The sequence below is a fragment of the Streptomyces sp. NPDC058646 genome, assembly GCF_042716875.1.
Lineage (GTDB): Bacteria > Actinomycetota > Actinomycetes > Streptomycetales > Streptomycetaceae > Streptomyces.
The window spans coordinates 52420-73964 of record NZ_JBHXRK010000009.1 but is presented as its reverse complement, the minus strand read 5'-3'; the positions used below and the strand labels follow the sequence as shown (position 1 = coordinate 73964).

Genomic DNA, 21545 nt, shown 5'->3' with positions numbered 1-21545 from the left:
GCGGTCAGACCGCCGCGTGCCGGGTGAGGAAGGCGCCCACGCGCGGGGAGCGCTGGTGGGGGACCAGGGTGCGGGCGGTGTCCGAGAGCATGGACCGGATCCGGGTCGACTGGACCTCGGTGAGCAGGTCGAGCACGCGCCCGCCGGCCCAGGCGGCCTCGTCGGGCGCGCCCGCGCGGGCCAGGTCACCGGCCAGTTCCGCGGTGTAGAGGGCCACGTTCCGGGCGAAGTGCGGATCCTGGAGGTCCGCGGCCCGGCGGGCGTGCCGGGCCGCGCGGGAGTGTTCCCCGAGGGCCGACCAGCACCGCGCCTCCAAGTACTCCAGCTCGGCCTCGCCGAAGAAGGACATCCACTCGGGGTCGGAGCCCGTCCCGCCCTTGGCGAACTCGGTGTGGGCGCGTGTCAGCGCCTCCTCGCAGGCCTTGCGGTCGGCCAGCCCGGCCCAGCCGCCCGCCTCGCGGAGCGCGAGCAGCGACAGCAGCCGGGGGGAGCCGAGGGGGCGGGCGGCGCGGCGGCCCGCCTGGGCGGCCCGTACCGCCTCGCGGGCGCGGCCGCAGTCCCTCGCCAGGAAGGCCATGTTGCTGAAGGCGTGCGCCTCCAGCCCGGCGTCGCCCGAGACCCGGGCCGTCGCCAGGGCCTCCGCGTAGTGGGAGCGGGCGTCGTCGAAGCGGCCGGAGTCGTGCGCCAGCCAGCCCACGGAGACGGCCAGTTCACCGGCGCCCGCGTGCAGCCGGTCCTCGGTGGACTGCCGCCGGGCCCCCGCGTCGAGCAGGGCGTAGGCGGTGCGCAGCGGCTCGGCGGCCTTGCGGTACAGGGCGTCGGCCCCGTGCCGGTCGTCCAGCAGCCGGATCTGCCGTACGGCGTCCTCGACGGCGGCCGCCTCGGACTCGCCGGCCCGGGAGGGCAGCCGGCGGCTGTCCCCGAGCAGGGTCAGGCCGAGCGTCGCGGCCGCCACGGTCGCGGAGCCCCCCGCCATGAACGCGCGACGCAGCACGTCGCTCTCCTTGGGACTGGTGCCGGTACCGGAATCGGTACCCGGCCGGTGGGTGAGGGCCGAGAAGGGGGCGGGGGCGCGCTGGGCGGAGCGCCCGCGGACGGCCTCACGCGGGGAGAACCCGAGGTCGGCCAGGGTGAGACCGGGGAACATGTGGAGGAAGACGCGCTCGTACGCGTAGTTGGGGCAGCGGATCTCGCCCGACTCGACCCGGCCGATGTACCGGGCGTCGCAGGAAACCGTTTCGCCGATCTCCTTGGCCGCCCTGCGCACCAGGGCCGCGAACTCGGCCGGGGACTGCTGAGCGCGCATCCGCCGGAACGTGGAGTTGGGTGAGTGGGGGGACGCCGCCATGGATGTGACCTCTCTGGCAAGGAACACACGCCGGTGCCGGGGCCGCTGGCCGGGGCCCGGCGCGCATGAACGTACCGCCAGCGGCGGGGTGTTCATGCGGTGTTTGGCTACAAAAGGGATATCTCACCCCCCATCCGCCATGAACTGCCATCCTTTGCAGCGTCTTGCCACCGCACCTGTTGACGTTTCCGTGCGTTGAACGCATGCGGAGCGGGAGGCGACTGCCCGCTCCCGGCTCGTACGCGGATCGAGGAGGGGTTCCCTTGGTGGAGGCCGGCATGGAGAGCACTGGAACGGACACCGCGCCCCGGCCCGGTGCGGCCCCCTTCGACGCACCGGACCTGGTGACCGTGCCCACCCGGCAGGGGCTCGAGGCCGTGGACATCATCCGCCGCGCCGCCCGGCAGGCCGGCGGCGTCGGCCCCGTCCTGCACGACGGCTCCTGCGACACCCTCGGCTTCCTCGTCCCGCCGGGCACCGCCGACGCCTGGGACCTGCCGGGCAGTGCCTGCACGCAGACCGACGGCCGCGGGATGTGCTTCGGTGAGGCCGCCGCCCCCGCCCCGGCCGGCACCGGCTGGCTGCTGCCCCCCGAGGCCGTGGAACCGGTCACCGACCCCCAGGTCCTGCGCGCGGCCCTCGGCGAGGCGGCCCGGCTGATCGAGGCCGCGGACAACTGCCGCTGACCGGCGACAATGGGTGTGTGGCGAGCAAGGACAGAGGCAAGGGCAAGCAGCGCGGGCGCGGCGGCGCGGAGGCGGTCACCGGACAGGTGGACGGCGGCCGGGCCGCGCTCGCACCCGACCGCGAGCGCGCCGACGCCTGGACCCTCCTGATCGACGGGGCCCCGCAGTCGCACGTGGACCTCGGCGATCCCGGGTACCTGGACTTCGCGTACCAGCGCCGGATCGGCCACCTGATCGACCTCGCCGCGCCCGCCCGCCGGCCCTTGAACGTGCTGCACCTGGGCGGCGGCGCCTTCACCCTCGCCCGGTACACGGCCGCCTCCCGCCCCCGCTCCAACCAGCAGGTCGTGGAGATCGACGCCGCGCTGGTGGCCTTCGTACGGGAACACCTGCCGCTGGACCCGCAGGCGCGGCTGCGGGTCCGGACGGTGGACGCGCGGGCGGGCCTGGCCAAGATCGCGGACGGCTGGGCGGACCTGGTCATCGCGGACGTGTTCAGCGGGGCGCGCACCCCCGCCCACCTGACGAGCACCGAGTTCCTGGACGAGGTGCGCCGGGCCCTGGCGCCCACCGGCTGGTACGTGGCCAACCTGGCCGACGGCCCGCCGCTGCACCACCTGCGGAGCCAGATCGCCACGGCCGCGTCCCGGTTCACGGAGCTGGCGCTGGCCGCCGACCCCGTGGTGTGGCGGGGGAAGCGCTTCGGCAACGCCGTGCTGGTGGCTGCCGACCGGGAGCTGCCCGTCGCCGAGTTCACCCGCCGGGTGGCGAGCGACCCGCACCCGGGCCGGGTCGAGCACGGCCGGGCCCTCGCGGACTTCGCGGGCGGGGCCGCGCCGGTCGCGGACGCCTCGGCGGTGGCCTCGCCGCAGCCGCCGCCCTCGGTCTTCCGCTGACGCGGTCCACCGGAGGTCAGGGGTCGACGATCTCCACGGCCGGAGGATGGTTGTGCCAGGTGCAGAAGACCGAGACCTCGCGCCCGTCCCGGGTGAAGGTGACGCGGATCCAGTAGTCCTGCTTCCACACCTGCATGCGCCAGCCGGCCGACGGGGTCGCGGAGACCAGCTCGGCCGAGGACTCCCCCAGGTCGAAGACGACCCGGCCGCCCGACACCGGATAGGCCTTCACCTGCCCGGCGCCGCCCTCGTCGGGCTGACGGGCCGGGCGCTGCCCGGACGGCGAGCCCTTCTCCGCAGGCTTCGCCGGGGAGGTGCCGGCGGACGGCGACGCGGACCCCTCCGGACTCGGGGAGGGGGACGCGGGAGCGGACGGGGACGGGGACGGGGACGGGGAAGCCGGCGGGGCGGAGGGCTGTGCCCGCTGCGTCGAGGAGGACAGCGGCTGCGTGGCCAGCGGCACCGCGAGCGGCGGATCGTAGGCGGTGCCCGACATGACCGTGTGCACGCCCCACCAGGACAGCGTCACCGCCGCCCCGGTCGCCAGCAGCCACGCCATGGCATGTACAAGTCCTCGTCGCATCAGGGCACATACTGCACCACCCGCCACAAGAGTGTCCCGACACCCCGGCCGGTCCCCCGAATGGGCTACGGTGCGGGCCATGGCAAGTGTGCTCGTGGTCGAGGACGACCAGTTCGTACGATCCGCCCTCATCCGGCACCTGACGGAGGCCTCGCACACCGTGCGGAGCGTCGGCACGGCCCTGGAGGCCCTGCGCGAGGTCGCCCACCACCGCTTCGACGTGGTCATCCTCGACCTCGGCCTGCCCGACCTGGACGGGTCGGAGGCGCTCAAGATGCTGCGCGGCATCACCGACGTACCCGTGATCATCGCGACCGCCCGCGACGACGAGGCGGAGATCGTCCGGCTGCTCAACGACGGCGCCGACGACTACCTGACCAAACCCTTCTCCGTGGAACACCTCTCCGCCCGGATGGCCGCCGTACTGCGCCGCTCCCAGGCGTCGGCCGCCGAGCCGCCCTCGCGCGTCCTGCGCGTCGGCGGCCTCGCCATCGACCCGCTGCGCCGCCAGGCCCAGCTCGACGGGGCGGCCCTGGACCTCACCCGCCGCGAGTTCGACCTGCTGGCCTTCCTCGCCGGGCGGCCCGGCGTGGTCGTGGCCCGGCGCGAACTGCTCGCCGAGGTCTGGCAGCAGTCGTACGGGGACGACCAGACCATCGACGTGCACCTGTCCTGGCTGCGCCGCAAACTCGGCGAGACCGCCGCCCGGCCCCGCTACCTGCACACGCTGCGGGGGGTCGGGGTCAAGCTGGAGCCGCCGCTGTGAGGTGGGCGCTGGTCAAGGTGTGCCTCGCGGTCACGGCGATGGTGGTCGTGGCCTTCGCGGTGCCGCTCGGGCTCGTCGTCCAGGAGATGGCCAGCGACCGGGCCTTCTCCAACGCCGAGCGGCAGGCCGCCACCATCGGGCCGACCCTGTCCATCACCACCGACCCCGCGCAGCTGCGCAAGGCGGTGGAGTCCACGCAGATGGGCGCCGCCCGCCGGATGGCCGTCCACGTCCCCGCGATCGGCGACAGCCCGGCCGTGGACATCGGGGAGGGCCGGGCGGGGGAGCGGGCCGTGGCCGAGACCCGGCGGATGGGGCGGGCCACGACCGCCTCGGTCCCGGGCGGGGGCTCGGCGCTGCTCCAGCCGACCGCGCTCGGCACCGGGGACATCGCCGTGGTGGAGGTCTTCGTACCGGAGAGCGAAGTCAGCAACGGCGTCACGACCGCCTGGCTGGTGCTCGCCGGCGTCGGACTGGCCCTGATCGTGGGCTCGGTCGGGGTCGCCGACCGGCTCGGCGCCCGGCTCGTCCGGCCCGCCGAACGGCTCGCGGACGCGGCGCACCAGCTGGGCGAGGGCCGGCTCGGGGCGCGGGTGGCGGAGGAGGGGCCCAAGGAACTCCGCTCGGCGGCCGTCGCGTTCAACGCGATGGCGGACCAGGTCGTGGAACTCCTGGCCAACGAGCGGGAGCTGGCCGCCGACCTCTCGCACCGGCTGCGGACACCGCTGACGGTCCTGCGCCTCAACACGGCCTCGCTCGGGGACGGACCGGCGGCCGAGCAGACCCGGGCGGCGGTGGAACAGCTGGAACGCGAGGTCGACACGATCATCCGTACGGCCCGCGAACAGCGCCCCGCCACCGGTCTCGCCGGCCCCGGTGCGGGCGCGGGCTGCGACGCCTCGGAAGTGATCCGCGACCGGATGGCCTTCTGGTCCGCGCTGGCGGAGGACGAGGGCAGGGAGGTGCGGCTCGCGGGCGTCGACCGCACGGTCCGCATCCCCGTGGCCCGGCCCGAGCTCGCGGCCGCCCTGGACGCCATGCTGGGCAACGTCTTCCGGCACACCCCCGAGGGCACCCCCTTCGCGGTGGACGTCCACGACGCCTCGGACGCGGTCATCGTGCTCGTCTCGGACGCGGGACCGGGCATCGCCGACCCGGACGCCGCGCTGCGCAGGGGCAACGACGGCGACCGCGACGGGTCGACGGGGCTGGGCCTGGACATCGTGCGCCGGGTCGCGGAGTCGACCGGCGGCGACGTGCGCCTGGGCCGCTCGGTCCTCGGCGGGACCGAGGTCCGGGTCTGGATCGGGCTGGACGGGCGCACCCGGGGCGGCGCGGGCGGTGCGCGGGTCCGGCGCGGGGTCCGGCGAGGCAACCGACGTACCCGGGGGCGCGCCTAGCAGGCGGTCCGTCCCCCTGTCGGTACGGTCCGCGCCATGGACACCCTCATCTTCGGCGGGCTCCTCGCCACGCTGATCGCCATGTACCGGGACTCGTCCCGGACGGTCGTGCTCGCGGCGTGGTGGGTCATGCTGGTCGCCGTCGTCCTGCTGATGGCGCACCACATCACCAGCAGCCTCGCGCTGACCCTGAGCTACTGACCCGTGGCCGCGCTGAACAGCCTCCTCCCGGAGGCCCCGCCGGAAGGCGGGCTGCTGGGGCGGGCCCAGTACTGGTTCGCCTGCTTCTTCGCCGTCGGCTGGACGGCGGTCGTCTGCGGGGGCCTCTTCTACCAGTTCGGGCTGTGGGAACACCCCTGCCCGCTGTGCATCGTGCAGCGGATGTTCATGCTGCTGGCGGCGATGGGCGCGGGGTACGTCATCCGTACGGCGCTGACGCACGGAGCCGTGGCGGCCCGCGACTACATGACGGGCTGGGGCCTGTCCCTGGTCGCCGTCATGGCGGGCTCCTTCGCCTCCTGGCGGCAGACGATGCTGCACGTCCTGCCGGGGGACAAGGGGTACGGGAGCGAGGTGTTCGGCCTGCACCTGTACGTGTGGGCCTGGATCCTCTTCCAGGCCTCGGTGGTCGCCATCGGCATCGCCCTGGCCTTCGCGCACTCGACGGCGGACCGCAGCGTCCCGGCGGTGCGGCCGGGGCCGTACCGGACGGTGGGGACGTCCGCCCTCTGGTTCCTGGGCCTGGTCCTCGCCGTCAACGTCGTCGCGGTCTTCTTCGAAGAGGGCTTCCACTGGTTCCTGCCGGACGACCCGGACCGGTACCGGTTCTTCTACGACGTCGGGATCCTGGGCTAGCCGACGCCCCCCGCCCCCGCCGCGCCCCGCACGTACGGGGGTGCAGATGTTGCCGCGCCCGGGGGCCGCGCCGAGGGTGGGGAGGACGGAAGGAGTCACGCATGAGAGTCATGCTCAGGGCCCACATGGACACGGCCGCCAGCAACGAGGCCATCAAGTCCGGCACCCTGCCCGAGACGATCAAGACCTTGATGGGCAAGGTGAAGCCGGAGGCCGCCTACTTCGGGCTGCACGAGGGCGTGCGCTCCTGCTGGATCGTCTTCGACCTCCAGGAGAGCTCGCACCTGCCGGCGCTGGTGGAGGACCTGTTCCTGCAGTTCAACGCCGAGGTCGAGGTCGGTCCCGTCATGAACGCCGAGGACCTGGCGAAGGGCCTGGCGGCGATGGCTTCGTCCCCCTCGTCCTAGCCGCCGGATCCGCTCCGGCTGCGCCGAAGCGGATCCGCCCCGACGCGCCCACCGCCAGCAGGCCGGAGCCCACGGCGGCCGCGCACGCCACGGCGAAGGCCGCCCGGTACCCGTACGCCGCCGCCAGCGGGCCCGCGACGGCCGCGGCCGCCGCCTGACCGAGGATCAGCCCGCTTCCGGTCACGGTCATGGCCTCGCCCATCCGGACGGCCGGCCCGGCCCGTTCCACCAGCCCGAACAGGGCGATCAGGTGCGGGGCCACGGCCAGGCCGATCCCCGCGAGGGCGAGGGCGGCGCCCGGCAGCCCCGACACCGCCAGCAGCGGGAGCGTCAGCACCGCCTGGGCCGCGGCGGTCCACCGCAGCCGTACGGCCGGATCCGCCGAGCCGGGCCGGGCCACCGTCACGAACCCGGCGATCGAGCTGGTCACGGCCATGGCCGCCCACACCGGACCGGCCGCGCCCGCCTCGCCCAGGGACTCGGCGAGCGCGTTGACCCCGGTGTTGGCCCCGCTCCAGGCGGCGCCCTGCAGCACGGCCAGCGCGAACAGCAGGACCAGCCCGGGCGACCACAGCCGTACGGCGGGCCGCCCGCCCGCCTGCGGGGGCGCGGCCGGGCCGGGGACGGTCGGATGCAGGGCGAACAGGGTCCCGGCCACCAGGATCAGCAGGGCCGCGAGCACGAGCGCCGACGCGGGATGCACCGTCACGGCCAGGACCCCGGCCAGCGCGGGCCCGACCACGAACCCGACCTCGTCCAGGGTGGTGTCGAAGGAGAGCGCGGACCCGAGCAGCCGCTTGTCCGCACCGGCCAGCCGCGCCCACCGGGCCCTGGCCAGCGGGCCCACCTGCGGGACGGTGAGCCCGGCGGCCACGGCGAGGAGCATCCGGGGGACCAGCGGCAGACCGCCGAGGACGGCGGCGACCAGGCCGGCGAGGACGGCGGCGTTCGCGCCGCAGGCGACGAGCAGGACGGGACGGTGGCCGCGCCGGTCGGCGAGCCGGCCGATGACCGGGCCGCCGACCGCCTGGCCGAGCCAGAGGGCGGCGGCGACGGCACCGGCGTCGCCGATGCCGTCACGCTCGTTGATGAGCAGGAGCGTCCCGATGGGGCACAGGGCGGCCGGGAGCCGGGCGAGGAACGCGTACAGGAGCAGGGCGCCGCCGCCGAGCGCGAGCACGCCGCGGAAACCGCCGGCCGACGGCGCAGGCGTCGGCGCGGGCGGTGCGGGGGCGGGGCCGGGCACGGGTGCGGAAGGGGGACGGGGCACGGACACGGACAACCTCCAGCCGCACGCCGACCCTCCCGTTTCTCCGGCGTGCGCCGTTGCCCTCTGCCCGGACCGTAACCGCCGGGGCCCCCGCTGCCAAGGCTCCTGCCCCGGACCCGGTCCCTACTGGACGCTGAGGTGGTGCGGATGGGACGGGTCCCGGGGGCAGGCGAAGATGTTGAGACTGCCGTGGTTGCCGACCACCACACCGGTCGGGGAGGCGTCGCGGTCGTCCGGCCGGCCGTCCGCCAGCGGGATCCAGCTCGTGCCGTCGGTTTCCCACTCGCGGGTGGCGATCGTCAGCAGCAGTTCCGTCGCCGATCCGCAGGTGCGGCAGTCCAGGACCGCGGGCCCGGTGAGGTTCCACCTGGCGTGGCCGCCCACCTTCCAGCCCGGGGCCACGGACAGGTCGCCCAGGTAGGTCGGCAGGGCTACGGCTTCCTCACCGTCCTCCTCACCGTCCTCCTCACCGTCCTCCTCACCGTCCTCCTCCTCGGCCTCGTACGAGGCCTCCTCCTGGGCGTCCTCCCACGCCGCGACGCGTTCCCCCAGCTCCCCCGGGAGCGCCTCGATCCAGGGGTACTCGGTCACCCGCTCCGGGTGCAGTACGCAGGGCCGGGCCAGGTATCCGGTGAAGCCCACCGCCCCGGGCTGCGGCTGCGGCGCCAGGACCTCGCCCACATCGGCGGCCCGGCGCCGGCGCAGGTGCACGTACATGCCGTACCCCGTCGGCCCGTGGGCGTCGAAGGGGCACCAGAACACCTGGAGCAGGTCGTGGCCGGCGGGGCCCGCGGGGAGGTCCGGGACGTCCCGGCCGTACAGCTGGGCCACCGCCGTCAGGGGCAGGGGCGGTTGCAGGAGGGGGGCGTCCGGGCCTCCGTGCGGGCCCTCGCACACCGGCCACGGCTCGTCGGCGGGCCACAGCAGCGGCCCGCCGACGTGGCTGTCGGCCACCCCCGGTGATCCGGCGCGGGGATGCAGCCGGGTCGTCGTGCGGCGGTGGGCCGACAGGCCGGGGAAGAGGGCTTCCGCGTCCAGCGGGCGCGGGGGCGTCGTGCGGGTCGTGCGGGTCGTGCTGGTCATGGGGGTGAATCTACAAGGCCCCCGTCCGGGCCAGCCGGGCGTACCAGTGGGCGCTGGAGCGCGGTGTGCGGGCCTGGGTCGCGTAGTCGACGTGGACGATGCCGAAGCGCTTGCTGTAGCCGTAGGACCACTCGAAGTTGTCCAGCAGCGACCAGAGGAAGTACCCCTCCACGGGGGCGCCGTCCGCCATCGCCCGGTGGAGGACGGCCAGATGCTTCTCCAGGTAGCCGATCCGCTGGGGATCGTGCAGGTCAGGGGCGTACGCGGCGCCGTTCTCGGTGACCATCAGCGGCAGTCCCGGCGCTTCCCGGGTGAAGCGCATGAGCAGGTCGTAGAGGCCCGACGGGTCGACGGACCAGTTCATGTCGGTCAGTTCACCGGGGGGCTGGTGGAAGGCCACCGCGTCCGCACCGGGCCAGGGGGAGTGGCCCGTGGCCCCGTGACCGTCGGCGCGGGGGCCGGCTCCGGCGGGGGCCGCCGAGACCACCGCCGGGGTGTAGTAGTTCACGCCGAGGAAGCCGAGCGGCTGGTGGATCAGCGCCTCGTCACCGGGGCGGACGAAGGACCAGTCCGTCACCGCGGCGGTGTCCTCCAGCAGGTCCTCCGGGTACGCCCCGTGCAGCAGGGGGCCGGTGAAGACGCGGTTGGCGAGGGCGTCGATGCGGCGGCGCGCGTCCAGGTCGGCCGCCGAGTCCGTCAACGGCCGTACGGCGCTCGGGTTGAGGGCGATGCCGGTCCGCGCCGAGGCGGGCAGGACCGCCGCGGCCAGACCGTGGGCCAGGTTGAGGTGGTGGGCGGCGCGCAGGGAGTCGGCCGGGGAGGTGCGGCCGGGGGCGTGGACCCCGGAGGCGTAGCCCAGGAAGGCGCTGCACCAGGGCTCGTTGAGCGTGGTCCACAGCTCCACCCGGTCGCCCAGTGCCTCCGCGACGGTCGCCGCGTACGCCGCGAAGGCGTAGGCCGTCTCCCGTTCGGGCCAGCCGCCCCCGGAGCCGCTGCGCGAGCCGGTCTCCAGTTCCTGCGGCAGGTCCCAGTGGTACAGGGTCACGCAGGGCCGGATCCCGTACGAGAGCAGCTCGTCCACGAGCGCGTCGTAGAAGCCGATCCCGCCGGCGAGCACCCGCGGCCAGGACACCGAGAACCGGTAGGCCCGCAGCCCCAGCGCGGCCATCAGCCGGACGTCCTCGCGCCACAGCCGGTGGTGGTCCACCGCCACGTCGCCCGTGTCGCCGCCGTGCACCTTGCCGGGTGTCCGGCAGAAGGTGTCCCAGATCGACGGCCCCCGCAGCGCGGCCGCGCCCTCGATCTGGAAGGCCGCCGTGGCCGCACCCCACAAGAACCTCTCGGGGAAGCGGAGTTGGCCCCTGGCCCGCGTCGTGTCCATCGGCGTGTTCTTCAACCCTTCACCGCTCCCTGCATGATGCCGCCGACGATCTGGCGGCCGAAGACGAGGAACACCAGCAGCAGCGGGAGCGTGCCCAGCAGCGCGCCCGCCATGATCACGGACTGATCGGGGACGTAGCCCCGGCCCAGCCCCGTCAGGGCCACCTGCACCGTCGGGCTGCCGTTCTGGGTCAGCGCGACGATCGGCCAGAAGAAGTCGTTCCAGGCCATGACGAAGGTCAGCATGGCCAGCACCGCCATCGCCGGCCGGGCCGCGGGGAACACCACGTGCCACACGACCCGCAGCGAGCTCGCCCCGTCCGAGCGGGCCGCCTCCACCAGCTCCGTCGGCAGCGCCTGCGCCAGGTACTGCCGCATGAAGAACACCCCGAAGGCGGAGACCAGGGTCGGCAGGATCACCGCCTGGAGCCGGTCCGTCCAGGACAGCTCGGCGATCAGCATGTACAGCGGGACCACGCTCAGCTGCGGCGGGATCAGCATCGTGGCGACCACCAGGGACATCAGCAGCCGCCGGCCCCGGAAGCGGAGTTTGGCGAAGGCGAAGCCGGCCAGGGTGGAGAACAGCACCGTCCCGACGGCGACCGTGCTCGCCACGACCACCGTGTTCAGCAGGGCGACGCCCATGTTGGCGTCGGTCCACGCGACCTGGAGGTTGCGGCCCAGGTTCCCCCCGAACCAGAACGGCGGAGGGGTCTGGGCCAGCCGCGTGTTGCTGCGGGAGGCCGCGATCGCCGTCCACACCAGCGGGAAGAGCGATCCGGCGGTGAACAGGGCGAGCACCACGTAGGTGAACCTGCCCGCGCGCAGGGAACCCATCAGGAATCCTCCCGTCCGCGCAGCAGCCGCGCCGCGCCCGCGATGACCAGCAGGATCAGGAACATCGCCCAGGCGATGGCCGAGGCCCGGCCGAGGTGCAGGTTCACCCAGCCCTGCTCGTACAGGTACAGCCCCAGCGTCTGGAACTGGTGGTCCGAGCCGCCCGTGGCGCCCGCGCCGCCGTTGAAGAGCAGCGGCTCGCCGAACAGCTGGGTCGCCCCGATCGTCGACACCACACAGGTGAAGAAGATCGTCGGACGCAGCGAGGGCACCGTGACGTGCACGAACTGCTGCCAGCGCGAGGCCCCGTCCAGCGCGGCCGACTCGTACAGCTCCCCGGGCACCGCCTGCATCGCCGCCAGGTAGATCAGCGCGTTGTAGCCCGTCCACCGCCAGACCACGATCGTGGAGACCGCCAGCTGGGACGCGAAGGTGCCGTTCTGCCAGTCCACCGCCTCGAAACCGACCGCCGACAGGGCCCAGTTGACCATCCCGTAGTCCCGGCCGAAGAGAAGCACGAAGACGAGCGTGGCGGCGGCCACCGAGGTCGCGTACGGGGTCAGCACCGCGACCCGGAAGAACGCGGAACCGCGCAGCTTGTAGTGGAGCAGGTGGGCGAGCCCGAGCGCGATCGCCAGCTGCGGCACCGTCGACAGCAGCCCGATGGTGACGGTGTTGCGCAGCGCGTTCCAGAAGAACTCGTCCCCCCACAGCCGCGTGAAGTTCCGCATCCCCACCCAGGTCATGCTGTCCGGGTCGGTCAGCTCCACCTGGTGCAGCGCCGCCCAGCCCGTGTACAGCAGCGGGAACAGCCCGAAGGCGGCGAAGAAGAGGAAGAAGGGCGCCACGAAGGCGTACGGGCTCCAGCGCAGGTCCCACCGGTAGCGGCGCGAGCGCCACGCCTGGCCCCGCCCGCTCCCCTTGCCGCCCCGCGCCCCCTCCCCGCCCCGCGCGCGGCGGGGACGGGAAGCCGAGGGGGCCGAGGACGAGGAAGGGGAGAGGACGGCCGTCTCGTCCGTCACCGGTGCCTCACCGGTCCAGGGCGTTGTCGATCGCCTTCACCGCGGCCTCCCAGCCCTCCTGCGGCGAGCGGCCCTTCTGGTCCACCTGGAGCATCCCGATGTCCGCCAGGTTCTGCGCGATCACCAGGTCCTTCGGGCCGACCGCAGCCACCGGCACGCCCTCCGCCGCCCGCGCGAAGATCTCGCCGATCGGTGCGCCGCCGAAGTACGCGTGCCGGGCGCCCGACACCGACGGCAGCGCGTACGCGGCGCTCGCGCTCGGGAAGCTGCCCCGCTTCTCGAAGAGCTTCGCCTGCTGCGCCGGGGCCGTCAGCCAGGCAGCCAGCCTGGCCGCCTCCTCGGTGTGCTTGCCCGCCTTCGGCACCACCAGGAAGGAGCCGCCCCAGTTGCTCGGCTTCGGCGCCTGCGCCACGTCCCACTTGTCCTTGCCCGCCGGACCCGCCTTGTCCTGGATGTAGCCGAGCATCCAGGCCGGGCAGGACACCGTCGCGAAGGCACCGTTGGCGAAGCCCTGGTCCCAGCCCGGGGTGAACTGCTGGAGCTTGGCGCTCAGCTTCTCGGTGGCGAAGGAAGCCGCCAGGTCGAAGGCGCCGCGCACCGCCGGGTTGGTCTTGTAGACGACCTTCCCCTGGTCGTCGTAGAAGCGCTGCGCGCTGCTCCCCGTCACAGCGGCCATCACCCCCGACGCCGAGTCCACGAAGGCCTTCCCCTCCCCGGCCTTCGCCTTGTACGCCTTGCCCGTCTCCAGGTACTTGTTCCAGTCGCCGGCCCACAGCGCCCCGACCGCCGCCCGGTCGGACGGCAGCCCGGCCGCCTCGAACAGGTCCTTGCGGTAGCAGATGCCCTGCGGGCCCACGTCGGTGCCGAGGCCGACGGTGGCTCCGCCCTTCGCCGTGCCCTGCGCCCACTTCCAGGGCAGGTACGCGGCCTTGTCCACGCCCGGCGCCTTGCCGAGGTCCACCAGCTTGTCGGCCTGGGTGGCCGTGATCTCGGCGATGTTGTTGACCTCGACGGCCTGGATGTCGGCGAGCCCGCTGCCGGTGCCGAGGTGGGTGAGGAGCTGCGGGTAGTAGTTCTCGTTCCGCTCGATGGACGTCTGCTCGATGCGGATGCCGGGATTCTGCGCCATGTACTCGTCGTACAGGCCGGCTTCCTGGAGGCCGAAGGCCCCGAACACGCCGACGGTGAGCGTCGTCCGTGCCTTGCCGTCCGCCTTGCCGCCGGAGCCGCCCGGCTCGGGCCGCTCGGCCGGATCCTGGGCGCAGCCCGCGAGCAGCAGGGCTGCGGTGGCCACCGCAGCCCCTGCCGTGACGAGGGTTCTTCGGGCTCGGGATGGGGCTCGCATGTGCATCCTCCCTGAAGGACGGGACGTGCCGGGTGTCGTGAGACACACTGTGGGAGCGCTCCCACAGTCGTCAAGAGGTAGATTCGCAATCGGGAGGAAGCCAATGAACGGGCAGGGGCGCAGTGGGGGACGGCCGACCCTGGAGGAGGTCGCGGCGCGCGCCGGGGTGGGGCGCGGCACGGTCTCCCGGGTGATCAACGGATCCTCCAAGGTCAGCGAGCACACCAGGACCGCGGTCGAGGCCGCCGTCGCCGAGCTGGGGTACGTCCCCAACCGGGCGGCGCGCGCACTCGCCGCCAACCGTACGGACGCGGTCGCGCTGGTGATCCCCGAGCCCGAGGCCCGCTTCTTCGCCGAGCCGTACTTCTCCGACGTGGTCCGGGGCGTCGGCGCCACGCTCGCCGAGACCGACGTCCAGCTCGTCCTCACCCTGGCGGGCGGTGAGCGCGAGCGCCGCCGCCTGGCCCAGTACCTGTCCGGCCACCGCGTCGACGGGGTCCTGCTGGTCTCCGTGCACGCCGACGACCCGCTGCCCGAGATGCTGGCCGAACTCGGCATCCCGGCGGTGATCAGCGGCCGCCGCTCGGCCGCCGAGACGCTGCCGTACGTGGACTCCGACAACCTGGCCGGCGCCGCCGAGGCCGTGCGCCACCTCCTCGGACGGGGCCGCCGCGCCATCGCCACGATCACCGGGCCGCTGGACGTGTACGGGGCCCAGTGCCGCCTCGACGGCTACCGGCAGGCCCTGGCCGCGGCCGGACACCGGGTGGACGAGGAGCTGGTCGCGGCCGGCGACTTCACCGAAGAGGGCGGACGCCGGGCGATGCGCGAGCTGCTGGAGCGCCGGCCCGCGCTCGACGCCGTCTTCGCCGGCTCCGACGTCATGGCCGCCGGCGCCCGCCGGGAGCTGCGCGCGGCCGGCCGCCGGCTGCCGCAGGACGTGGCGCTCGTCGGCTTCGACGACTCGGTGGTGGCCCGGCACATGGACCCGCCGCTGACCAGCGTCCGGCAGCCGATCGAGGAGATGGGCCGGACCATGGCGCGGGTGCTGCTGGAGCACATCGCGGCGCACCGCAAGGACCCGGGCAGCCCCGGTGCGGCGGGGGAGCCGGCCCGGCCGGCGGTGGTCCTGCCCACCGAGCTGGTGGTCCGGGAGTCCTCCTGAGCCGGACAACGCAGAGGGCCCCGGTCCGCTTCCGCGGACCGGGGCCCTCCTGCAGGGTGAGTGACGGGACTTGAACCCGCGGCCACCTGGACCACAACCAGGTGCTCTACCAGCTGAGCTACACCCACCATGTCCGGTCGGAAAACCGACCGGCCGAAGAAAAGGGTACAGGGTCCGGGAGGGTGCTCGCTCCCCCGTTTTCCGCACCCCTCTCCGGCGGGCGCCGTACGGTCCTACGCGCCCGGCACGACGTGCTTGGCGGCGATGGTCCGGGCGGTGTCCGAGTCGGGCCCGGGCTGCGGCACGAAGACCGCCTCGCGGTAGTAGCGCAGCTCGGCGATGGACTCCTTGATGTCCGCGAGCGCCCGGTGGTTGCCGTTCTTCGGCGGGCTGTTGAAGTAGGCCCGCGGATACCAGCGGCGCGCCAGCTCCTTGACCGAGGACACGTCCACGATCCGGTAGTGCAGGTAGCTCTCCAGTGCGGCCATGTCGCGCAGCAGGAACCCGCGGTCGGTGCCGACCGAGTTCCCGCAGAGCGGCGCCTTGCGGGGCTCCTTGACGTGTTCCCGTACGTACGCCAGGACCTGGGCCTCGGCATCCGCGAGGGTGGTCCCGCCGGCCAGCTCGTCGAGCAGCCCGGAGGCGGTGTGCATCTCGCGCACCACGTCGGGCATGGTCTCCAGGGCCGCGTCCGGCGGGCGGATCACGATGTCCACGCCTTCGCCGAGCACGTTGAGCTCCGAGTCGGTGACCAGTGCGGCCACCTCGATAAGTGCGTCGTCCGTCAACGAGAGCCCGGTCATCTCGCAGTCGATCCACACCATGCGATCGTTCATGCGTCCCACCTTATGCGGTCCCCACGGGATCGGGCCGGGCACGCGGCCTCCGGGACCGGCCGCGGCCGAGGCGGGCACGGGCGGCAACGGGAGCTTACGCGCGCGGGTCCCCCCGGCGGTGGCCGGGGGGACCCGCGCGGCACGGTGTCCGCGGTGAGGCTACGCGTGCTCGCGCAGCACCCGTCCCGGGGCGTACAGCTCCGTCACGGTCGAGCCCGCCGCGGCCAGGGCCGCCGCCGCCCGCTGGGGCTGCGGAGTGCGCTGGTGCGGAACGGGGCTCTCCGAGAGCTGGGAGACCTGCGCCACCTCGGCCTGGGGCCGGCGCGCCCGGTAGGCGGAGCGGTAGGCGGCCGGGGAGGAGCCCAGTTGCCGCCGGAAGTGCCCGCGCAGGGCCACCGGCGAGCGGAACCCGCAGCGTCCGGCGACCTCGTCCACCGAGTAGTCGGAGGTCTCCAGCAGACGCTGTGCCTGGAGCACCCGCTGGGTGATCAGCCACTGGAGCGGCGCGCTGCCGGTCAGCGAGCGGAACCGCCGGTCGAAGGTGCGCCTGCTCATGTAGGCGCGCGCCGCCAGCGTCTCCACGTCGAACTGCTCGTGGAGGTGTTCCAGCGCCCAGGCGACGACCTCGGCCAGCGGGTCGGCGCCGATCTCCTCCGGCAGCGACCGGTCGAGGTAGCGCTCCTGACCGCCCGTGCGACGCGGCGGGACGACGAGCCTGCGGGCCAGGGCCCCGGCCGCCTCGCTGCCGTGGTCCGTGCGCACGATGTGCAGGCACAGGTCGATTCCGGCCGCCGTACCGGCGGAGGTGAGCACGTCGCCGTCGTCGACGAAGAGTTCCCGCGGATCGACATGGACGGACGGGTACCGCTTCGCCAGCGTCGGCGCGTACATCCAGTGCGTCGTCGCGGGCCGGCCGTCGAGCAGACCGGCGGCGGCGAGCACGAAGGCCCCCGTGCACAGTCCGACGATCCGGGCTCCCTCCTCGTGCGCCAGACGCAGCGCCTCGAGCGCTTCCGGCGGTGGCGGGGAGGTGATGGAACGCCATGCGGGAACGACGACCGTGCCTGCCCGGGCGATCGCCTCCAACCCGTACGGCGCGGTCAGTTCGAGTCCGCCGGTGGTCCTGAGCGGACCGTCCTCACCGGCGCACACGAGCAGTCGATAGCGTGGAACTCCCGCGTCCTGCCGGTCGATGCCGAACACGGAAAGTGGAATGGAGCTCTCGAAGATCGGTCCGCCGCTGAAGAGCAGCACCGCGACGATCTCCCTGCGGCGACGCCCCGCGAGCTTCCGGCCGGCGTCCGCGACGACGGCGGTGGAATCCTGGCTCATGGCGCTAAGCCCCCCTTGGGTGTCGCGACTCCTTGGTCTGGTCGCACCTGCACGTTTCCCCTCGGCCTTGCACGTGGATCCCCCGCTGTAAATACATGATCGAATCTACTGCGTCCCGTGGTGTCGGCGTGACAAGTTCAGCACGCAGCGCTATGTCGACTTGGCAACTTGGCGAAAAGCATTCGATCAGGAAGCGTTCCACTCCGCTACCGGGGTGGGAAGCGTGCGACCCGGCCGTGGCCAGTACCCATAGGGTCCCGGCATCCCCCGAGCCGTGTCGTCGCTGGTGGTAGGGGGGTTGGGGGGACATTCCGGCAAGGGGGGCACCTTGCCGGGAAGTTGGCTGAAAACGTGCGGGTGTGGGTGTGCGAACCGGTCAGTCCTGAGGGGGCGCGTACTCGACGGTGCCGCCCGGGCATCCCCGCTGGGGGGCGGCCCCGCCGCGCGAGTGCCGCCCGCGCGGAGCGGACGGCTGCCCGTCCTGCACGCGGACGAGCGACGCGGCGCGCTCCGTCCTCTCCGAGTGGCGCAGCAGGATCCGGCAGGCGGCCGTGACGGCGAACAGGCCGAGGGTCGCGACCGCCGCCCCGCCGAAGGAGGTTCCGTAGACGACGAGGACCACCGGGACGAGCAGGCAGCTGAAGGCCGCCCAGCGCACCACGTCACCCGCGGGGTCGTCCTGGGGTCCTCTCGCGGGGCGCACGGACGGGTGAAGAGGGGGCGGGCCGAAGTGCGGGGTCGTGTGCGCGGACCGGGCGGACCGGAGGCCTCGAGTCGGCTGGGTGGGGTGGACGGGGTGTACCGGATGGCCGGGCACGGCGTGCTCCCTGCGGGCTCTTCCTGGACGGTCGGACGCCTGTTCAACGTCCCGCGGCGGGCCTCGGTCACTGCGCGCACGGGTGGCACGGCCCCCGCTCGTCACTGGCTGTAGGGGGCAGCGGCCATTGCCAAGGCGCGCTCCCTCCGGCATGCTCCCTGGGACGCTCTCCAAGGGCGGCAAGCCCTGTGCAGGACAGGAGTGTCGCCGTACCCTGGTAGGGATGGCTTGGGAAGATGCTTCCCGGGCAGAGCTTCCGTCACCCGGTGTCGCTGAATTTCGCCCCCGTTGTTGCTTCCTCCAAGGACCTCTTCGCCGAGACACCCATGGCCGGTCACGAATCCCCAGAACCCGCGGACCGCAAGCGCAAACGGCTCGCCGACCCCGCGTCGGCCGCCGATGTGCGTGCGGTGGAACAGCCACGCCTTCCCTGTGATCCGGCCTTCCGGCACGGAGTCGTTGTGGGATTCGACGGATCCACCTCCAGCGAGCGCGCCCTCGCGTACGCGATCGGGATGGCCCGCCGCTCCGGATCCGGTCTGATCATCGTGCACGTCGCCAACCGGCTGCCGACCACGGTGTGGGCCGGCTGCGAGCCCCCCGTCTTCGTGGACGTCCCGGACCACCGCACCGAGGTGCTGGGTCTGGAGCTGGCCTGCGCGGACTACCTGGCCGAAGTGCCGTGGATCCTGGTCGAGCGGGGCGGGGACATCTGCCACGAGCTGGAGGAGGTCGGCCGCGAGTACTCGGCCGACGCCATCGTGGTCGGCTCGACGCACGGGTTCGTGGGCCGGATATTCGGTTCGGTCGCGGGACGGCTGGCGAAACGCGCCCAGCGACCCGTCGTTGTCATTCCGTAACACTCCGTCAAGTCGATTGTGCGGTTGTGCCCTCGTGTAAAGGGTAGATAAATGCTGCTGGGACGCAGCAAACAACTGCAGATCGAAGGGAGCCCGCCGTGGACAATGGTGTCTCTGCGGGAAGCACGGCCTCGACTTCGACCCTCGGGCACATCGCCCTGGGTCTCACCCTTCTCGCGTTCGGTATCGGCCACACCGGCATCATCGACGGTGTGACCGCGGCCCACTCCGTGTCGCTCGCGACCTACGTCGGCGGTCTCGCCCTGTTCGTCCTCGGAGTCCTCGAATTCCGCGGCGGCAACGGCTTCAACGGGACGGCGTTCGCGGGACTCGGCGCCTTCTGGTTCACCTGGGCCGCGGGGGCCGACGGAAAGGTTTCGGCAGACGCCGCCGGAATGTTCCTCGTCCTCTTCGCCCTGCTCGGACTCACCCTCACGATGGGGGCGTCGAGCGGACTGTTCGGACAGGTCGTGTACGGCCTGTTCACCCTTTCCCTGGTGCTGCTGGCGATAGGTTCCTTCGCCGACAGCGGCTTCCTGGGCAAGGCGGCCGGCTGGGTGGCCGCGGTCTGCGGGCTGCTGGCCTGGTACGGAGCCACCGCCGCACTGGCGCACTGGCCCATGGCGGTGGGCAGGGCCTCGCGCCGCGGGGCGGTCGCCGCGGGCTGAGCCGCGCGGGCGGCACCGGAAGCGGGGCCGTGCCGGAAGCACGAGTGCGCAAGAGGAGTGCGGAAGCGGAAAGGGGAACGGCCCCCGGGGGTCCCGGGGGCCGTTCCCGCGTACGCGGGTGTGCCTACTCGACCGTGACCGACTTGGCCAGGTTGCGCGGCTTGTCGATGTCCCGGCCCAGGGCCAGGGCGGTGTGGTACGCCAGCAGCTGGAGCGGGATGCCCATCAGGATCGGGTCCAGCTCGTCCTCGTTCTTGGGCACGAGGAGGGTGTGGTCCGCCTTCTCCTGCTCCCGGTGGGCGACCGCGAGGATCCGGCCGCTGCGGGCCTTGATCTCCTCCAGCGCCGCGCGGTTCTTCTCCAGCAGGGAGTCGTCCGGGACGATCGCTACCGTCGGCATCGCCGGCTCGATGAGGGCGAGCGGGCCGTGCTTGAGCTCGGAGGCCGGGTAGGCCTCGGCGTGGATGTAGGAGATCTCCTTGAGCTTCAGGGAGGCCTCCAGGGCCACCGGGTAGCCCCGCACGCGGCCGATGAACATCATGGACTTGGCCTCGGCGTACTCGGCCGCCAGCTTCTTGATGTCCTCTTCGCCCTCGAGGATCTCCTGGATCTGCGCGGGCAGCTTGCGCAGGCCCTCGATGATCCGCTTGCCGTCGGTGACCGACAGGTCCCGGATCCGGCCCAGGTGCACGGCGAGCAGCGCGAAGGCCACCACCGTGTTGGTGAAGCACTTGGTGGAGACGACGCAGACCTCCGGGCCGGCGTGCACGTACACGCCGCCGTCGGCCTCGCGGGCGATGGCGGAACCCACCACGTTGACCACGCCGAGGACGCGGGCGCCCTTGCGCTTGAGCTCCTGCACGGCTGCGAGCACGTCGTAGGTCTCGCCGGACTGGGAGACCGCGATGTAGAGGGTGTCGGGGTCCACGACCGGGTTGCGGTAGCGGAACTCGGAGGCCGGCTCGGCGTCGGCGGGGATCCGGGCGAGGCTCTCGATCAGGCCCGCACCGATGAGGCCCGCGTGGTACGAGGTGCCGCAGCCCAGGATCTTGACCCGGCGGATGCCGCGCGCCTCGCGCGGGTCCAGGTTCAGGCCGCCCAGGTGCACGGTGTTGAAGCGGTCGTCGATCCGGCCGCGCAGCACGCGGTCGACCGCGTCGGGCTGCTCGGAGATCTCCTTGTGCATGTACGTGTCGTGGCCGCCCATGTCGTAGGAGGCGGCCTCCCACTCCACGGTCTCCGGCGTGGCGGTGGTCGTCGTACCGCTGGTGGTGTAGGTGCGGAAGTCGTCGGCCTTGAGGGTGGCCATCTCGCCGTCGCCGAGGGTCACGACCTGGCGGGTGTGGGCGACGAGGGCGGCGACGTCCGAGGCGACGAACATCTCCTTCTCGCCGATGCCGAGGACCACCGGGGAGCCGTTGCGGGCGACGACGATGCGGTCGGCGAAGTCGGCGTGCATGACGGCGATGCCGTACGTGCCCTCGACCAGCTTGAGCGCCTCGCGGACCTTCTCCTCCAGGGAGGCGGCGGCGGAGCGGGCGATCAGGTGGGTGATGACCTCGGTGTCGGTCTCCGAGGCGAAGACCACGCCTTCGCCCTCCAGCTTGGCGCGCAGCTCGGAGGCGTTGTCGACGATGCCGTTGTGGACGACGGCGACCTTGTTCTCGGGGTCGAGGTGCGGGTGCGAGTTGAGGTCGCTCGGGGCGCCGTGGGTGGCCCAGCGGGTGTGGGCGATGCCGGTGGTGCCGGCGAAGCGCTTGGGGACGCGGCTCTCCAGCTCGCGGACCCGGCCCTTGGCCTTGACGACCTTCAGGGCGCTGGCCTTGGGGCTGTTGACGACGATGCCCGCGGAGTCGTATCCGCGGTACTCCAGTCGCTGGAGGCCTTCCAGCAGCAGTGGTGCCACGTCACGCTTGCCGATGTAACCGACGATTCCACACATACGGTTCTGCCCCTCCTGAAGTTCGGTTCGTGTACCCGCTCGCGGCC

At 73.1% G+C, this 21545-nt stretch carries 22 protein-coding genes and 1 tRNA gene; 10 read left to right on the top strand and 13 right to left on the bottom strand.

Annotated elements, in window-relative coordinates; all coding sequences use genetic code 11:
• Positions 1 to 4: 4 nt before the first annotated feature.
• A complete protein-coding gene (locus ACFWUZ_RS13340; protein WP_384371487.1) occupies positions 5 to 1348 on the bottom strand; it encodes a tetratricopeptide repeat protein in 1344 nt (447 codons plus the stop codon).
• Between the two features lie 278 nt (positions 1349 to 1626).
• Between ACFWUZ_RS13340 and ACFWUZ_RS13335 the strand changes: the two genes are divergently transcribed.
• Positions 1627 to 2034, top strand: a complete 408-nt coding sequence (locus ACFWUZ_RS13335; protein WP_384371486.1) for a hypothetical protein — start codon at positions 1627 to 1629, stop codon at positions 2032 to 2034.
• Between the two features lie 17 nt (positions 2035 to 2051).
• Complete coding sequence (locus tag ACFWUZ_RS13330; RefSeq protein WP_384371484.1) at positions 2052 to 2930, top strand: spermidine synthase; 879 nt, start codon at positions 2052 to 2054, stop codon at positions 2928 to 2930.
• Between the two features lie 16 nt (positions 2931 to 2946).
• Here ACFWUZ_RS13330 and ACFWUZ_RS13325 read toward each other — a convergent pair whose 3' ends face one another.
• The gene (locus tag ACFWUZ_RS13325; RefSeq protein WP_384371482.1) at positions 2947 to 3513 is read right to left on the bottom strand and encodes a hypothetical protein; all 567 of its coding nucleotides are present in this window, start codon (positions 3511 to 3513) and stop codon (positions 2947 to 2949) included.
• A 79-nt stretch (positions 3514 to 3592) separates the two neighbouring features.
• Between ACFWUZ_RS13325 and ACFWUZ_RS13320 the strand changes: the two genes are divergently transcribed.
• From ACFWUZ_RS13320 to ACFWUZ_RS13300, 5 genes are all read left to right on the top strand, one after another.
• Positions 3593 to 4279, top strand: a complete 687-nt coding sequence (locus tag ACFWUZ_RS13320) for a response regulator transcription factor (RefSeq protein ID WP_384371480.1) — start codon at positions 3593 to 3595, stop codon at positions 4277 to 4279.
• Complete coding sequence (locus ACFWUZ_RS13315; protein WP_384371478.1) at positions 4276 to 5679, top strand: ATP-binding protein; 1404 nt, start codon at positions 4276 to 4278, stop codon at positions 5677 to 5679. Before ACFWUZ_RS13320 ends, ACFWUZ_RS13315 begins: the two co-directional genes overlap by 4 nt.
• Positions 5680 to 5715: 36 nt before the next feature.
• Positions 5716 to 5880, top strand: a complete 165-nt coding sequence (locus tag ACFWUZ_RS13310; protein ID WP_384371475.1) for a DUF5993 family protein — start codon at positions 5716 to 5718, stop codon at positions 5878 to 5880.
• A gap of 3 nt (positions 5881 to 5883) precedes the next feature.
• Positions 5884 to 6534 carry a disulfide bond formation protein B gene (locus ACFWUZ_RS13305; RefSeq protein ID WP_384371473.1) on the top strand — a complete coding sequence of 217 codons (651 nt, stop codon included), beginning with the start codon at positions 5884 to 5886 and terminating at the stop codon, positions 6532 to 6534.
• Between the two features lie 101 nt (positions 6535 to 6635).
• On the top strand, positions 6636 to 6941 hold the full coding sequence (locus tag ACFWUZ_RS13300) for a hypothetical protein (protein ID WP_384371471.1): 306 nt from the start codon (positions 6636 to 6638) through the stop codon (positions 6939 to 6941).
• On the opposite strand, the gene ACFWUZ_RS13295 is transcribed toward ACFWUZ_RS13300, so the two are convergent.
• The 6 genes from ACFWUZ_RS13295 to ACFWUZ_RS13270 form a co-directional block, all read right to left on the bottom strand.
• Complete coding sequence (locus tag ACFWUZ_RS13295) at positions 6880 to 8211, bottom strand: MFS transporter (RefSeq protein WP_384371469.1); 1332 nt, start codon at positions 8209 to 8211, stop codon at positions 6880 to 6882. The genes ACFWUZ_RS13300 and ACFWUZ_RS13295 overlap by 62 nt on opposite strands.
• A gap of 123 nt (positions 8212 to 8334) precedes the next feature.
• On the bottom strand, positions 8335 to 9294 hold the full coding sequence (locus ACFWUZ_RS13290; protein WP_384371467.1) for a hypothetical protein: 960 nt from the start codon (positions 9292 to 9294) through the stop codon (positions 8335 to 8337).
• Positions 9295 to 9304: 10 nt separating this feature from the next.
• Positions 9305 to 10675, bottom strand: coding sequence for a GH1 family beta-glucosidase (locus tag ACFWUZ_RS13285; RefSeq protein WP_384371465.1), 1371 nt, complete (start codon positions 10673 to 10675; stop codon positions 9305 to 9307).
• Between the two features lie 11 nt (positions 10676 to 10686).
• Positions 10687 to 11511, bottom strand: a complete 825-nt coding sequence (locus ACFWUZ_RS13280; RefSeq protein ID WP_384371463.1) for a carbohydrate ABC transporter permease — start codon at positions 11509 to 11511, stop codon at positions 10687 to 10689.
• Positions 11511 to 12533, bottom strand: coding sequence for a carbohydrate ABC transporter permease (locus ACFWUZ_RS13275; protein ID WP_384371461.1), 1023 nt, complete (start codon positions 12531 to 12533; stop codon positions 11511 to 11513). Before ACFWUZ_RS13275 ends, ACFWUZ_RS13280 begins: the two co-directional genes overlap by 1 nt.
• A gap of 7 nt (positions 12534 to 12540) precedes the next feature.
• Positions 12541 to 13878 (bottom strand): ABC transporter substrate-binding protein, encoded by a 1338-nt coding sequence (locus ACFWUZ_RS13270; protein ID WP_384371459.1) that lies wholly within the window; start codon positions 13876 to 13878, stop codon positions 12541 to 12543.
• 103 nt (positions 13879 to 13981) lie between these two features.
• Here ACFWUZ_RS13270 and ACFWUZ_RS13265 point away from each other — a divergent pair, with 103 nt between their 5' ends.
• A complete protein-coding gene (locus tag ACFWUZ_RS13265) occupies positions 13982 to 15043 on the top strand; it encodes a LacI family DNA-binding transcriptional regulator (protein ID WP_384371457.1) in 1062 nt (353 codons plus the stop codon).
• Positions 15044 to 15098: 55 nt separating this feature from the next.
• Here ACFWUZ_RS13265 and ACFWUZ_RS13260 read toward each other — a convergent pair.
• From ACFWUZ_RS13260 to ACFWUZ_RS13245, 4 genes are all read right to left on the bottom strand, one after another.
• Positions 15099 to 15171: transfer RNA gene (locus tag ACFWUZ_RS13260), tRNA-His, on the bottom strand.
• A gap of 105 nt (positions 15172 to 15276) precedes the next feature.
• Positions 15277 to 15879 carry an oligoribonuclease gene (gene orn / locus ACFWUZ_RS13255; protein WP_384371455.1) on the bottom strand — a complete coding sequence of 201 codons (603 nt, stop codon included), beginning with the start codon at positions 15877 to 15879 and terminating at the stop codon, positions 15277 to 15279.
• A gap of 159 nt (positions 15880 to 16038) precedes the next feature.
• Positions 16039 to 17211 (bottom strand): helix-turn-helix domain-containing protein, encoded by a 1173-nt coding sequence (locus ACFWUZ_RS13250; RefSeq protein ID WP_384371453.1) that lies wholly within the window; start codon positions 17209 to 17211, stop codon positions 16039 to 16041.
• A 376-nt stretch (positions 17212 to 17587) separates the two neighbouring features.
• On the bottom strand, positions 17588 to 17914 hold the full coding sequence (locus tag ACFWUZ_RS13245) for a hypothetical protein (RefSeq protein ID WP_384371451.1): 327 nt from the start codon (positions 17912 to 17914) through the stop codon (positions 17588 to 17590).
• Between the two features lie 440 nt (positions 17915 to 18354).
• On the opposite strand from ACFWUZ_RS13245, the gene ACFWUZ_RS13240 reads away from it, so the two are divergent.
• Both ACFWUZ_RS13240 and ACFWUZ_RS13235 read left to right on the top strand, forming a co-directional pair.
• Complete coding sequence (locus ACFWUZ_RS13240) at positions 18355 to 18888, top strand: universal stress protein (protein ID WP_384371775.1); 534 nt, start codon at positions 18355 to 18357, stop codon at positions 18886 to 18888.
• A 98-nt stretch (positions 18889 to 18986) separates the two neighbouring features.
• On the top strand, positions 18987 to 19556 hold the full coding sequence (locus tag ACFWUZ_RS13235) for an acetate uptake transporter (RefSeq protein ID WP_384371449.1): 570 nt from the start codon (positions 18987 to 18989) through the stop codon (positions 19554 to 19556).
• A 124-nt stretch (positions 19557 to 19680) separates the two neighbouring features.
• Here ACFWUZ_RS13235 and glmS read toward each other — a convergent pair whose 3' ends face one another.
• Positions 19681 to 21498, bottom strand: coding sequence for a glutamine--fructose-6-phosphate transaminase (isomerizing) (glmS, locus tag ACFWUZ_RS13230; protein WP_384371447.1), 1818 nt, complete (start codon positions 21496 to 21498; stop codon positions 19681 to 19683).
• Positions 21499 to 21545 lie beyond the last annotated feature (47 nt).

Coding starts and splice junctions, on each gene's coding strand:
- orn (WP_384371455.1), bottom strand. CDS start 15,879: ATGAACGATCGCATGGTGTGGATCGACTGCGAGATGACCGGGCTCTCG.
- ACFWUZ_RS13325 (WP_384371482.1), bottom strand. CDS start 3,513: ATGCGACGAGGACTTGTACATGCCATGGCGTGGCTGCTGGCGACCGGG.
- ACFWUZ_RS13265 (WP_384371457.1), top strand. CDS start 13,982: ATGAACGGGCAGGGGCGCAGTGGGGGACGGCCGACCCTGGAGGAGGTC.
- ACFWUZ_RS13290 (WP_384371467.1), bottom strand. CDS start 9,294: ATGACCAGCACGACCCGCACGACCCGCACGACGCCCCCGCGCCCGCTG.
- ACFWUZ_RS13270 (WP_384371459.1), bottom strand. CDS start 13,878: ATGCGAGCCCCATCCCGAGCCCGAAGAACCCTCGTCACGGCAGGGGCT.
- ACFWUZ_RS13335 (WP_384371486.1), top strand. CDS start 1,627: ATGGAGAGCACTGGAACGGACACCGCGCCCCGGCCCGGTGCGGCCCCC.
- ACFWUZ_RS13310 (WP_384371475.1), top strand. CDS start 5,716: ATGGACACCCTCATCTTCGGCGGGCTCCTCGCCACGCTGATCGCCATG.
- ACFWUZ_RS13320 (WP_384371480.1), top strand. CDS start 3,593: ATGGCAAGTGTGCTCGTGGTCGAGGACGACCAGTTCGTACGATCCGCC.
- ACFWUZ_RS13280 (WP_384371463.1), bottom strand. CDS start 11,511: ATGGGTTCCCTGCGCGCGGGCAGGTTCACCTACGTGGTGCTCGCCCTG.
- glmS (WP_384371447.1), bottom strand. CDS start 21,498: ATGTGTGGAATCGTCGGTTACATCGGCAAGCGTGACGTGGCACCACTG.
- ACFWUZ_RS13250 (WP_384371453.1), bottom strand. CDS start 17,211: ATGAGCCAGGATTCCACCGCCGTCGTCGCGGACGCCGGCCGGAAGCTC.
- ACFWUZ_RS13340 (WP_384371487.1), bottom strand. CDS start 1,348: ATGGCGGCGTCCCCCCACTCACCCAACTCCACGTTCCGGCGGATGCGC.
- ACFWUZ_RS13285 (WP_384371465.1), bottom strand. CDS start 10,675: ATGGACACGACGCGGGCCAGGGGCCAACTCCGCTTCCCCGAGAGGTTC.
- ACFWUZ_RS13300 (WP_384371471.1), top strand. CDS start 6,636: ATGAGAGTCATGCTCAGGGCCCACATGGACACGGCCGCCAGCAACGAG.
- ACFWUZ_RS13240 (WP_384371775.1), top strand. CDS start 18,355: ATGGCCGGTCACGAATCCCCAGAACCCGCGGACCGCAAGCGCAAACGG.